Source organism: Lentzea tibetensis (genome assembly GCF_007845675.1).
In the GTDB taxonomy this organism is placed as follows: domain Bacteria; phylum Actinomycetota; class Actinomycetes; order Mycobacteriales; family Pseudonocardiaceae; genus Lentzea; species Lentzea tibetensis.
In genome coordinates, this window is the sequence record NZ_VOBR01000015.1 from 212959 (window position 1) to 225543 (window position 12585).

Annotated in this window: 10 protein-coding genes; 6 read left to right on the forward strand and 4 right to left on the reverse strand. The window is 69.7% G+C overall.

All coding sequences use genetic code 11. The features are described from left to right. Positions 1 to 27 precede the first annotated feature (27 nt). Entirely contained in the window at positions 28 to 1569 is a 1542-nt protein-coding gene (locus tag FKR81_RS24170; RefSeq protein ID WP_146354634.1) for an outer membrane protein assembly factor BamB family protein, read from the reverse strand. 219 nt (positions 1570 to 1788) lie between these two features. Here FKR81_RS24170 and FKR81_RS24175 point away from each other — a divergent pair, with 219 nt between their 5' ends. Then, positions 1789 to 2430 (forward strand): poly-gamma-glutamate hydrolase family protein, encoded by a 642-nt coding sequence (locus tag FKR81_RS24175; RefSeq protein WP_235921732.1) that lies wholly within the window; start codon positions 1789 to 1791, stop codon positions 2428 to 2430. 99 nt (positions 2431 to 2529) lie between these two features. Next, positions 2530 to 3036 (forward strand): hypothetical protein, encoded by a 507-nt coding sequence (locus tag FKR81_RS24180; protein WP_146354638.1) that lies wholly within the window; start codon positions 2530 to 2532, stop codon positions 3034 to 3036. A gap of 53 nt (positions 3037 to 3089) precedes the next feature. Here the strand turns inward: FKR81_RS24180 and FKR81_RS24185 are convergent, their stop codons facing one another. Genes FKR81_RS24185 through FKR81_RS24195 form a run of 3 tightly spaced genes read right to left on the reverse strand, consistent with a single transcriptional unit; the run spans position 3090 to position 5946 of the window. Continuing rightward, positions 3090 to 4298, reverse strand: a complete 1209-nt coding sequence (locus FKR81_RS24185; RefSeq protein WP_146354640.1) for an acyl-CoA dehydrogenase family protein — start codon at positions 4296 to 4298, stop codon at positions 3090 to 3092. 2 nt (positions 4299 to 4300) lie between these two features. Then, complete coding sequence (locus tag FKR81_RS24190) at positions 4301 to 5302, reverse strand: phosphotransferase family protein (RefSeq protein WP_146354642.1); 1002 nt, start codon at positions 5300 to 5302, stop codon at positions 4301 to 4303. After that, the gene (locus FKR81_RS24195; protein ID WP_235921733.1) at positions 5299 to 5946 is read right to left on the reverse strand and encodes an HAD family hydrolase; all 648 of its coding nucleotides are present in this window, start codon (positions 5944 to 5946) and stop codon (positions 5299 to 5301) included. Before FKR81_RS24195 ends, FKR81_RS24190 begins: the two co-directional genes overlap by 4 nt. 154 nt (positions 5947 to 6100) lie before the next feature. Here FKR81_RS24195 and FKR81_RS24200 point away from each other — a divergent pair, with 154 nt between their 5' ends. The 4 genes from FKR81_RS24200 (at position 6101) to FKR81_RS24215 (ending at position 11727) form a co-directional block, all read left to right on the forward strand. Further along, on the forward strand, positions 6101 to 7573 hold the full coding sequence (locus FKR81_RS24200; protein WP_146354644.1) for a carboxylesterase/lipase family protein: 1473 nt from the start codon (positions 6101 to 6103) through the stop codon (positions 7571 to 7573). After that, entirely contained in the window at positions 7573 to 9060 is a 1488-nt protein-coding gene (locus tag FKR81_RS24205; protein ID WP_146354646.1) for a carboxylesterase/lipase family protein, read from the forward strand. Before FKR81_RS24200 ends, FKR81_RS24205 begins: the two co-directional genes overlap by 1 nt. Before the next feature lie 3 nt (positions 9061 to 9063). Then, positions 9064 to 10269 (forward strand): MFS transporter, encoded by a 1206-nt coding sequence (locus tag FKR81_RS24210; protein ID WP_146354648.1) that lies wholly within the window; start codon positions 9064 to 9066, stop codon positions 10267 to 10269. Positions 10270 to 10473: 204 nt separating this feature from the next. Continuing rightward, complete coding sequence (locus tag FKR81_RS24215; protein ID WP_235921734.1) at positions 10474 to 11727, forward strand: GGDEF domain-containing protein; 1254 nt, start codon at positions 10474 to 10476, stop codon at positions 11725 to 11727. Positions 11728 to 12585: the final 858 nt, after the last annotated feature.

Consider the following 12585-nt stretch of genomic DNA (forward strand, 5'->3'; position numbering starts at 1 on the left):
CGCTGGGAAAGCTCCCCTCATGGTGTTCTAGAGGCCGTAGGCGAGCAGGACGTGCGGGTGCGGGCTGCCGTAGTCCGGGAAGTAGCCGGACTGGAGGTAGACCATGCCGCGGGAGATCACGGCGCCGCCGCCGGTGCCGGCGATGGAGCCGCCGCGGCCGGTGCGCCCGTCGACGCCGACGACGTCCTGGACGGTGTCGTGGGTCCACAGGATCTTGCCGGTGTGCGCGGAGTAGGCGCGGAACTTGCCGTCCACGCCGCCGAGGAACACCACACCTGGGGTGCTGCTGACCGGAACTCCGTGTGCGCGGGCGCATCCGGGCTTTCCGGCCGCCCCACCCGTGGTGCAGCCGTCCTCGGGTGCCGGGGTCTCCCAGAAGACCTTGCCGGTGAGCGGGTCGACGGCGAACAGCTTGCCGGGTTCGGCGTAGTAGGTGGCGATGTACAGCCGCTTGCCGTCGTAGCTGGAGCCCCACTGGATGCCGGAGATGCCGCCGCTGGGCAGCGGGACGCCGAGCTGGCGCCGCCACAGGACCTCGCCGGTGCGGGCGTCGAACACGTGGTAGACGCCGGACTTCTGGCCGACGCCGACGAGCTTGCGGCCGCCCGCGGTGAACAGGTTGGGGGTGGCGCCGATGTCGTAGTCGAGGTTGGTGCCGTCCTTGAGCCCTGGGCAGTAGCCGTCGGGGTCGGGTTCGTTGCACGCGGTGCGCCAGGTGTCGGCCTTGGTCACCTGGTTGCGCCACTTCGGACGGCCGGTGCGGGTGTCGAGCGCGAGCAGCGAGTCGAAGTCGCCGCCGACGCCGGTGTAGTTCTGCCCGGTGCCGACGTAGAGGATGTCCTCACGCGGGTCGATGACCGGTGAGCTCCACACCCCGGCACCGGACGGCTCGTAGCGCTTGACGCCGTTGGGCCAGGTGCCGACCTCCTTCGGTTCGGGCACCGTGTAGTACCGCCAGGCCTGGACGCCGGTGTCGGCGTCGATGGCGTCGAGGTGGCCGCGGAAGGTGCAGCACGGGTGGTCGCGCGGCAGGGTGTTCTCGCCGCTGGACACGCCCACGTAGACGCGGCCGTCGTGGACGATCGGCGAGCTGGTGACGATCGAGGCGTTGTTGTCGTCGATCCGGCGCTGCCACACCTGGCGGCCGGTGCGCTGGTCGAGCGCGAACAAGTACCCGCCGACGGTGCCGAAGTACACCTTGCCCCTGGCGACGGTGGGTCCGTCGGAGTTGGTGAGCCCGGCGGGGAGCGTGAAGGTCCACTTCTCGGCGCCGGTGCGGGCGTCGCGGGCGCGGAACTTCCCGTCGGGCCCGCCGAAGTAGATGGTGTCGCCGACGACCGCGGGCTGGCTGCGGACGGACGGGTTCGCGGAAGGTTCGTAGGTGAACGCCCATTTGACCTTCAGGCCGCGGACGTTGTGCTGGTTGATCTTCCACTCGGCCGCGTTGTGGCGTGATCCGGCGAGGTCCTTCTGCCAGCCCGGCCAGTCGGCTGACTGGGTGGCGCTCGCGGGGACGGTGGTGACGAGGATCGTTGCTGCCGCGAGTAACGGCAGTGCTCGGGTGAACATCGGTGGTTTCCCCCTTTCCCGCCATTGACCCTGGCAGCGGGGCGGGGGCGCCCGCGATCCTCCAAAGCTCTGCTTCGCGGCGACCGAAGGTGGACTGTTCCCCAGCCGATCGGTTGATGCGCACCGGCTAGTATTCCGGCCGCCATGAGACCCCAGCCTCAATGGTCGGAGTTGGACGTCTATCCGTCCAACTCCGATCTCTATGCAGACCCCCGACTGGTGGAGCGGGTGGACTACCGGCGCCGCTTCAAGCGCCACCGTCCCCGCACCTCCACCGTCGTGCTCGCACCACACGGCGGCGGCATCGAGTTCGGCACGTCCGAGCTCTGCCTGGCCATCGCCGGGTACCACCCCGGCACGCGGGTGCCGATCGGCCAGGCCCACGACTACTGGATGTTCGAGGGCCTGCGGTCCTACGCCAACGACGTGCTGCACGTGACGTCGTCGAACTGCGACGACCGGCTCGCGCTGCAACTGGTCCGCGGCGCCCGGTTCGCGCTCGGCCTGCACGGCTGCACACCACTCGCTGCGGGCTTACCCGAGCAGGCGAAGGCGGTGCTCGTGGGCGGGCGGGACCGGGCGTTCCGCTCGATGCTGCTGATGAGGTTGCGGCGGGCGGGCTTCCAGGCGATCGACGCCGCGGACCACCCCGATCTGGGCGGCTACGACCGGACGAACATCGCGAACCGCACCGCGACGCGGCGTGGCGCGCAGCTGGAGCTGACGACGCCGCTGCGGACGGCGATGTTCACCGCTCACTCGCGTTCGGAGCGCAGGCACTCGACGAACGCCGTGTTCTGGGACTTCGTGGTCGCCGTGCGGACGGCGATCTCGGCGCGCGAGGCAGTGGCGAACTCGTAGGCGTTGCTTTGGCCACAAACGGGTTGTGGCCTGGGGCAGGCCGCCGTTGACTGGGTTCACCGCCGCCGGGATCAGGTCAACCCACGGAGAACGCACACCATGCGCATCACCCGTCTGATCGCGGCTCTATCCGCTGCCGCGATCACCTTCACCGCCGTCCCCGCCGCGCACGCCGAACCGGCTGTGAGCTGCACCGGAGGCGTGATCAAGTCACTGCTCTCCCCCGGACTGATCGTCGAGGAGCGGACGCAGCAGATCAGCACCGACGGGTTCTCGTCGACGTGCCGCGGCTCGCGGCTCACCCGCGCGAACATCACGCTCAGCACCACCGGCAACGGCCGGTGCTCACCGCTCGGCGTGCCCGACGCCCAGGGCGCCGGGGTCGTGCGGTGGTCGGACGGCACGACGAGCAGGTTCGCCGCCACCTTCAGGTTGATGCTCACGGGCTCGCAGGCCACGGGGACGATCAGCGAGGGCCGGTTCGCGGGCCAGCGGCTGACCGTCGTGGGCGGCCAGGACGACGAGCCCGGTGAGGCCGTCACCGACTGCTACACCGGTTCGCTCAGCTACCTCAACGGCGACCTGGTGAGCATCACCGTCGGATAGCGCAACGGGGCCTGCCGAACCCGGACGTTCGGCAGGCCCCGCTCGGTTTGCGGCTACAGGTACTTCTTGAGCTCGCGCTTGGCGAGGGACATGCGGTGCACCTCGTCCGGGCCGTCGGCCAGGCGCAGGGTGCGGGTGTTGGCCCACAGGTCAGCCAGTGGGGTGTCCTGGCTGACGCCGGCGGCGCCGTGCGCCTGGATGGCCTTGTCGATGATCCACTCGGTCATCGCGGGCACGCTGATCTTGATGGACTGGATCTCGGTGTGGGCGCCCTTGTTGCCGACGGTGTCCATCAGCCACGCGGTCTTGAGCACGAGCAGGCGGGCCTGTTCGATGCGGACGCGGGACTCGGCGATCCACTCCTGCACGACGCCCTGCGCGGCGATGGGCTTGCCGAACGCGACGCGCTCGTTGGCGCGCTTGCACATGAGCTCGAGTGCGCGCTCGGCCATGCCGATGAGGCGCATGCAGTGGTGGATGCGGCCGGGGCCGAGGCGGGCCTGCGCGATGGCGAAGCCCTCGCCCTCACCGGCGATGAGGTTCTCCGCGGGGACGCGGACGTTCGTGAACTCGATCTCGGCGTGCCCGCCGTGCGCGCCGTCGGTGTAGCCGAAGACGTGCATGCCGCGCTTGATGGTGATGCCGGGGGTGTCGCGCGGGACGAGGATCTGCGACTGCTGGTGGTGCCGGTCGGCGCTGGGGTCGGTCTTGCCCATCACGATGAAGATCGCGCAGTTGGGCGCCATGGCGCCGGAGGACCACCACTTGCGGCCGTTGATGACGTACTCGTCGCCGTCGCGTTCGATGCGGGTGGAGATGTTCGTGGCGTCCGAGGAGGCGACGTCGGGCTCGGTCATGCAGAACGCCGAGCGGATCTCGCCGTCGAGCAGCGGCTGGAGCCACTGCTTCTTCTGCTGCTCGGTGCCGAACATCGTCAGCACCTCCATGTTGCCCGTGTCGGGCGCGGCGCAGTTGAGCGCCTCGGGGGCGAGGTGCGGGCTGCGGCCGGTGATCTCGGCGAGCGGCGCGTACTGCAGGTTCGTCAGACCGCCGCCGTGCTCGCCGGGGAGGAACAGGTTCCACAGGCCCTGCTTGCGGGCCTCGGCCTTGAGCACCTCGACGACCGGAGTGCGTGCCCACGGGTCGGTGGCCTCGGCGAGCTCGCGCTCGAGCGTGGCCTCCGCCGGGTACACGTGCTCGTCCATGAACCGCAGGAGCTTCTCCCGCAGTTCCTCGGTCTTGGCGTCGTACGCGAAGTCCATCTCTACTGCTCCTTGGATGCGGCGAGGCCCTGCTGGACGAGCGGCAGGGTGAACTGTCCGAGCTTTTCGAAACCGGCGCCGACGGTCTTGCCGGTGGTGAAGCGGAAGTGGATCCCCTCGAGGATCACGGCGAGCTTGAAGTAGCCGAACGCGATGTACCAGCCGAGGTTCTTGACGTCGGTGCCGGTGCGGTCGGCGTAGCGGCGGACCAGGTCGTCGGCGGTGAGGAACCCCGGCAGCGACGGCACGGTGCCGGTGATGGGGTCGTCCTCGATGTTCAGCCCGGCCCAGTAGACGTAGATCAGGCCGACGTCGGTGAGCGGGTCACCGAGGGTGGACATCTCCCAGTCCAGCACGGCGCTGATGCCGAGCGGTTCCTCGGTGACCAGGCAGTTGTCGAGCCGGTAGTCGCCGTGGACGATCGTCGGCCTCGGTGAGTCCGGCACGGTGCCCGCGAGGCGTTCGCGCAGTTCCTCGATGCCGGGCAGGTCGCGGCTGCGGGAGTTGTCGAGCTGCTTGCCCCAGCGGGAGACCTGGCGGGTGAGGAACCCGTCCGGGCGGCCGAAGTCACCCAGTCCCACCTCGTTGGGGTCGACCTCGTGCAGGTCGGCGAGCACGTCGACGAGCTGGTGCGACAGGGTGGTCGCCTTCTCCGGGGTGATCCACCGCGCCTGGTCCTGCTCGCGGATCGCGGTGCCGCGCACCTCTTCCATCAGGTAGAACGGCGCGCCGATCACCTCGGTGTCCTCGCACAGCAGCTCGGCGTGCGGGACGGGCACCTTGGTGGGGCCGAGCGCGGAGATGACCCGGTGCTCGCGGGACATGTCGTGCGCGGTGGCGAGCACGTGGCCCAGCGGCGGGCGGCGCAGCACCCAGCGGTTCGTGCCGTCGGTGACGCGGTAGGTCAGGTTCGACCGGCCGCCGGGGATGAGCTCGCCGGAGAGCTTCTCGACCTTCAGGTGCTCGGCGAGCTTGTCGAGGTCCAAGCCGGGAAGTTCGCTCACAGGTTCACTCCGAGAGAGGACAGGGCGGCGCGGGTGCTCTCCGCGTCGGTGTGGCGGAAGGCGTGCATGCCGACCGCCTTGGCCGCTTCGACGTTGACGGGCATGTCGTCGAAGAAGACGGACCGTTCGGCCGGGAGGCCGATCTGGTCGACGGTGTGCCGGTAGATGGCCTCGTCGGGCTTGCGCATGCCGATGCGGCCGCTGATCACGACGGTGTCGAACAGCTCGACGAGCAGGTCGGCCGGGTAGCCCTCGCCCCAGCTGTTGGACAGCAGTGCGGTGTGCAGGCCGGCCGCGCGGGCCTTGCGGACGAGGCCGACCATCGCGGGGTCGGGCGTCGCGGAGCCGAACATGCGCTTGAGCAGGCCCTGCTCGACCACCGGGTCGCCCCCGGTGGTGATGAGCTCGGCGGCCAGCAGCCGCTCGAACCCGGCCACGGTCAGCTCGCCGGTCTCGAGCCGTGCGACCGGGTTGTCCGGTGCCGCGGTGCGGCCCATCCACTCGCGCATGACGCGGCCGTAGTTGTCCCGGTCTATCGCTTCGGTGTGCAGCCACTGGCCGACGAACTCGAGAACCGAGACGGTCATGACACCGCCCCAGTCGAAGACGAGTGCGTCAACGCGCTGCTCCTGGTCGTCACCCACGCAGCGAGGGTACCGACCGGTCGGTATGTCGGCAACAGTGCGGCCGTCACTCGTCCGGATGGAGGTCAACTTTGGTCGCGGGTGGAACCACTCTTTCGCAGGCCGAAAACCGCTGGCGCCCACCGCTACGGTCGGTGCCGAGAGGGGTTCACACATGCGAAAGCTGTTGGCAGCACTGGCTGTTGTCCTGCTCGCCCTGCCCGCGCACGCGGCAGCGGCGGAGAAAGACCCGAGTCTCGTCCGGACCGACAAGGGCCCCGTGAAGGGCACGGTCACCGCGACGCACCGCACGTTCCAGGGCATCCCGTTCGCCGCACCACCCGTGGGTGAGCTGCGCTGGCGCGACCCGCAACCGGTCAAGGCGTGGTCGGCGCCGCGCGACGCCACGAAACCGGGGCCGCAGTGCGCGCAGACCGGCGTCACGACCGAGGACTGCCTCTACCTCAACGTCACCACGCCCGCGAACCCCGGCAGGCCGCGGCCGGTGATGGTGTGGATCCACGGCGGCAGCTTCCTCACCGGCTCCGGCAGCATCTTCGACGCCCACAGCCTCGCCACCAAGACCGGCTCGGTCGTGGTGACGATCAACTACCGGCTCGGCGCGCTCGGGTTCTTCGGCTATCCGGGCCTCGAGGGCTCCGGCGCGTTCGGCCTCGCCGACCAGCAGGCCGCGTTGAAGTGGGTGCAGCGCAACGCCCGCGCGTTCGGCGGCGACCCGCACAACGTCACGCTCTTCGGTGAGTCGGCGGGCGGCATGAGCGTGTGCGCCCAGCTCACCACGCCGCGCACGACGGGCCTGTTCCACAAGGCGATCATCCAGAGCGGCGCCTGCGCGCTGACGTTCCCGGCGGGCGGCGGCACGTTCGAGTCGCTGTTCGCGCCCCGCGAGACCGTCCAGGCCACCGGCGCGAAGGTCGACCTGGGCTGCACGGACATCGAGTGCCTGCGCAAGGTCGACGTCGCCAAGCTCGTCGCCCCGGCCGTGGGCGGGCAGTTCAACCGGCCCGCGTTCCACACCCGCGCACTGCCCGGCGACCCCGCCGCCGCTGAACGCGAGGGCCGGTTCCACCGCGTCCCCGTCCTGCTGGGCACCACCCGCGACGAAGCGACGCTGTTCGTGGTGCTGCAGGCACCGCAGCCCGTGCCACCGCCCCTGTACCGCACTGTGATCGCCGACCTGTACGGCGAGCAGCGGGCCGACGCGATCATCGCGAAGTACCCGCTCGACGGTGACGCGGACATCCGTCCCGAGGTCGCCGCGATCGGCACCGACAGCGCGTGGGCGTGCCAGACCGCGACCAGCGGCCGCCTCCTCGCCAAGCGCACGGACGTCCACCGCTACGAGTTCGCCGACCGCGCGGCACCGATGATCTTCCCCGGCATGCCCGCGTTCCCCTACGGCGCCTACCACGCCTCCGAGCTGACCTACCTGTTCGACTTCCCCGTCAACTTCACCCCTGAGCAGCGCAAACTGTCCGACTACATGATCGGCGCTTGGGGCCGGTTCGCGTCGACCGGTGATCCAGGCTGGCGCGAGTCGGTGGTGCGATCGTTGGCCCCCGGCAAGACCGCGCCGGTCGACTTCGCGGCCGAGCACCAGTGTGCGTTCTGGAAGGGGCAGCTCTGATGCGCAAGGTCTCGACAGCGGTGATCGCGGCGCTCGCCGCGACTCTGCTCACCGTCCCCGCCGCACAGGCGGGCCGCGGTGACCTGGTCCGCACCGACAAGGGCCCGGTGCGCGGCACGGTCACCGCGACGCACCGCACGTTCCAGGCCATCCCGTACGCCGCACCGCCCGTGGGCGCGTTGCGGTGGCGCGACCCGCAGCCCGCCGCGTCGTGGTCGGCGCCGCGCGACGGCACGAAGCCGGGGCCGATGTGCGCGCAGACCGGGTTCCTCGGCCAGCCCAGCAGCAGTGAAGAGGACTGCCTCTACCTCAACGTCACCACGCCCGCCCGGTCCGGCGGCCCGCGGCCGGTGATGGTGTGGATCCACGGCGGCGGGTTCACCACGGGGTCCGCGAACGAGTACGACGCGCGCAAGCTCGTCTCGGGTGCCGACGCCGTGGTCGTGACGATCAACTACCGGCTCGGCGCGTTCGGCAACTTCGGCTTCCCCGGCCTCGAGGGCTCCGGCGGCTACGGGCTGGCCGACCAGCAGGCCGCGCTGCGGTGGGTGCAGCGCAACGCCCGCGCGTTCGGCGGCGACCCGCACAACGTCACGCTCTTCGGCGAGTCCGCAGGCGGGCTGAGCGTGTGCGCCCAGCTCACCACACCGCGCACGGCCGGACTGTTCCAGCGGGCGATCATCCAGAGCGGCGCCTGCCAGACCACCTACCCCGAACCGAACGGGCAGCGGTTCAGATTCTGGGCGCCCAGCAAGGAGATCCAGCAGGTCGGTGCGAGCGCCGGCCTGGGCTGCAAGGACGTCGCGTGCCTGCGCGCCCTGCCCGCGGAGAAGCTGCTGCCGCTCGCCGAGACGTTCAACCGGCCCGCCTACGACACGCGCGCATTACCGGGCGACCCGATCGCGGCGCTGCGCGACGGCCGCTTCCACCGGGTACCGGTCATGGTCGGCACCACGCACGACGAGCACACCCTGTTCACCTCGCTCACCTACCCCGAGGCGATGGACCCGGCGACCTACCGGTCGGAGCTCACCACGCTGTTCGGCGCGGCGAACGCCACCAAGATCGCCGCCCGCTACCCGCTCGACAACGACGGTGACGCGCGCCCGGAGCTGGCCACCGCGCTCACGGACCGCTCGTGGTCCTGCCCCGCCGCGCAGGCCCGCACCCAGCTCGACCGCCGCACCCGCGTGCACGGCTACGAGTTCAACGACAAGACCATCCCGATGCTCTTCCCCGGCCTCCCGCCGTTCCCCTACGGCGCCTACCACGGCTCCGAGCTCGTGCCCATCTACGGGTTCGGCGTCCCCCTCACCCCCGAACAGGAGAAACTCGGCGCCTACATGATCTCCGCGTGGGGACGCTTCGCACGCACCGGCGACCCCGGCTGGCGTCATTCGGGCGTGCAGTCACTCGCAGCCGGAGCAATCGGACCTGTCGATTTCGTGAGTGATCACCACTGCGGGTTCTGGTCAACCATCCTGTGATCCGTGCCCGGCTTTCGCGAGGTCTTCAGGGTCGGTGAGTTCCGCGCCCTGTTCACCGCCTACTTCGTGTCGGTCGCGGGCGACCAGTACGCACGCGTCGCGCTCACCGTGCTCGTCTACGCGCGCACGGCATCCGCCGGGCTCAGCGCACTCACCTACGCACTGTCCTTCCTGCCGGACCTGATCGGCGGGCCCCTGCTGTCGGGGCTCGCCGATCGCTTCCCGCGCCGCACCGTGATGATCGTGACCGACCTGGCCCGCGCCGCCGTCCTCGTGCTCATGGCCATCCCGGCCATGCCGCTGTGGCTCACCTGCACGCTGCTCGTCGTCGTCCAACTGGCAGGCGCACCCGGCAACGCCGCCCGCGCCGCACTGCTCCCCCACGTCCTGCCCGGCGAGCAGTACCCGGTCGGCCAAGCCGCCATGAACGCCGTCAACCAGGTCGCCCAGGTCGCCGGCTTCGCATCGGGCGGCGCACTCGTCGCCTTCACCGGCGCCCACGCCGTGATCCTCGCCGACGCGGCAACCTTCCTCGCGTCAGCTCTCCTGGTGGCCCGGTTCGTGGCTGCCCGCCCCGCGCCCGAAGCGGCGACGCAACGCACGTGGCCACTGCTCGACGGCGCCCGCCTGGTCTGGACCCAGCCACGCCTGCGCGCACTCGTCGCGATGGCCTGCGTCTCCGGCTTCTACATCGCGGGCGAAGCGCTCGCCGCCCCGTACGCCGTGGAACTCGGCCACGGCCCCATCGCCGTCGGACTGATGTTCGCCGCCTACGCGGCAGGCACCGCCGCGGGCATGCTCGTGCTCGCCCGGTTCCCGGACAGCGCACGACTGCGCGCCATGCCGGCCCTCGTCGTCGCATCCTGCGCACCGCTCACGCTGTGCGCGCTCAACCCGGGGCTCGCCGTGACGCTCCTGCTGTTCACGCTGACCGGTGCGGCCAGCTCCTACCACCTGGTGACGGCCACGACGTTCGTCGCCACCGTCCCCGACGACCAGCGCGGCCAGGCGTTCGGCCTCGCGGTCACCGCACTGCGCGTCTCCCAGGGCCTCGGCATCGCACTCGCGGGCGTCGCCGCGGACCGGGTCCCCGTCCACACCGTCGTCGCCGCCGCCGGAGCACTCGGAGTGCTCGCGGCATGCGGCACGGCGTGGCTGTGGAGGCTCAGTGACCAGCCGAGCGGAAGGACCACTCGTTCGACTCCGTGAACGACCACTCGTTGGACGACGCGAACGACCACTCGTTGGAGCAAGCCCGGTAGGACCACTCGTTGGAAGAGATGAGGCTCCACTCGTTGGACGTGCGGTTACGCATGGTGTTTCTCCTCGATTTGATGGTCGTGACGTCCCCCACATGGAGCCACGACACTCCGTGTACTGGTAGCTACAGTTGTTGGTTCCTGTGGAGGTGGGGTGGCAACGTTGCGTCGGGTCGACCCGCGCCGGTGGAAACTATGGTCGCTTTCCCTGCCGGTGCTGACCTACATCGCGGTGGTGGAAGTCGCCGCGACACTCGTCGTGGTCGCCACCGCACGGCTTACCCCGGTCGAAGTGCTCTCTTGGACCTGGTTCGGCATGCTCGCGATCGGATCGGTCGTCCACCTCGAAGCAGCGCGCGGCATCGAACGCATCCGCGAAATCGCCACCGAGGGCTCGCCCTACGCCGACATGAAGTCCGTGTGGTTCTTCGCGGGCGTGCTCGTACTGCCGATCCCGCTGCTCGTGGCGTTGATCAGCATCACTTTTGCCCACGCGTGGTTCCGCGTGTACGGCAGGCGCGCACTCCTGTACCGGAAGCTGTTCTCCGCGTGCACGGTAATCCTCGCCTGCGCCGTGGGGAAATCCGTGTTTCTCGCAATCGCACCGACATTCCTCGACGGACCACGCGGCCTCATCGCCGTCCTCGTGTCCGGATTCCTGTACTGGCTGGTCAACTACGCCCTGGTCGTGGGCGCCATCATCATGACCAACCTGGACAAACCCCGCCGCGCCGCCTTCGGCCACCCCAGCGACCAGCTCATCATCGCCGCGTCCATCGGCCTGGGCTGCGGCCTGGCGCTCATCATGACCTCACACCCGTGGCTCTCGCCGCTGCTGCTGGTCACCGTCCTCGCACTCCACATGGGCCTGCTGCTCCCCCAGTTCCGCATGGCCGCCCGCACCGACGCCAAGACCGGCCTGGTCGACGCCACCTTCTGGCACGAGGTAGCGGCCCGCGAACTAGTCCGCGCCCGCCGCATCAGCAGCACCCTCGGCATCCTCATCCTCGACCTGGACCACTTCAAACAGATCAACGACACCTACGGCCACCTCGCAGGCGACAAGGTGCTGCGAGTCGTCGCCGACACCATCAAGAGCGTCGTCCGGACCTACGACATGGTCGGCCGCTTCGGCGGCGAGGAGTTCGCCGTACTGCTACCCGGCGTGACCACCGACGAGGCGCGCACCACCGCTGAGCGGATCCGGTTCGAGATCAGTTCGCTGTCCGTCGCGGTGACCGACCGTAGTGGCGTCGAGCGCCGGATCACCAACTTCACCGCCTCCATCGGGGCGGCTGTGTTCCCCGATACCGCAGGCGAGTTGAGTCCGCTGTTGCTGGCTGCCGACGAAGCTCTTTATCAGGCCAAGGACGGTGGGCGAGACCGCACGGAGATCGCCGCTATCTGATAGCCGGGGCCGGGTTCTTTGCTTGGCTGCCGGTTTCGTGTGGGCCGGGTTCCGATGCTTACTGCGCTTCGGTGTTTCGCTGTCGGGTGGTTGCGTCGCGCCTTCGGCGCAGCGATTGGGCCTTGACTTGGGGCCCCTCGCGGCGTGGTGGGGCCGGCTCCGCCGGCAGGAAGAGAACCTGCCGGCCCGATAGGGGTACCACGCCGCACCCCAAGTCAAGGCTCAATCGCCAGGTGCCCACCACCCCGCACACTGCGGACACCACACTCCTTGCCTGATCACACCGACCCACCTGCCGTCGGACTCGCCTTCCGCAATCACACCGACCCGCCTGCCGCTGTGCTCGCCTTCCGTTGGTAGCGGACACACCCTCTGGCCTGCGGGTCGCCACGCACGGCCGCGGGCGTGCTCACGCGGGCGTCCCCCGCACCCGAGAACCCCCCGAATCGAGGCTCCCAGCCAGCACCGACAATCCCCGGCCTCGAAGCCACGTCAACCACGAAACCGGGGTGCGGAAGCCCGCGACTTCTACGGCGCGGCGTAGCCCCCGCGAGCGAAGCGAAGCCAGCACACCAAGCAACCCACCACGAAACCGGCAGATACCAAGAGAGCCCAGTGAAAACCGGCAGGTCCCAAAAGAACAGAGCGCCCGCCGCACCAGCAACCCCTGCATTGCCCAACGGGCGCGGCCCCCGAGCACAAACCGGCAGCCAAACAATCCCAAGCATCCGAAGGGCGAGGGGTGGGGAGAGGTTCGCGGATCAGGCGCAGCCTTGCCATATTTTCAGGTCGGGGTCAAGACGTCTTTTTGTCTTGACCCCGACCTGAAAATATGGCCACCTCTGGTGATCCGCGAAC

Bases quoted from the DNA above. Each gene is read 5' to 3' on its own strand.
- FKR81_RS24170 (WP_146354634.1), bottom strand. From the start codon at position 1,569: ATGTTCACCCGAGCACTGCCGTTACTCGCGGCAGCAACGATCCTCGTC.
- FKR81_RS24180 (WP_146354638.1), top strand. From the start codon at position 2,530: ATGCGCATCACCCGTCTGATCGCGGCTCTATCCGCTGCCGCGATCACC.
- FKR81_RS24185 (WP_146354640.1), bottom strand. From the start codon at position 4,298: ATGGACTTCGCGTACGACGCCAAGACCGAGGAACTGCGGGAGAAGCTC.
- FKR81_RS24200 (WP_146354644.1), top strand. From the start codon at position 6,101: ATGCGAAAGCTGTTGGCAGCACTGGCTGTTGTCCTGCTCGCCCTGCCC.
- FKR81_RS24205 (WP_146354646.1), top strand. From the start codon at position 7,573: ATGCGCAAGGTCTCGACAGCGGTGATCGCGGCGCTCGCCGCGACTCTG.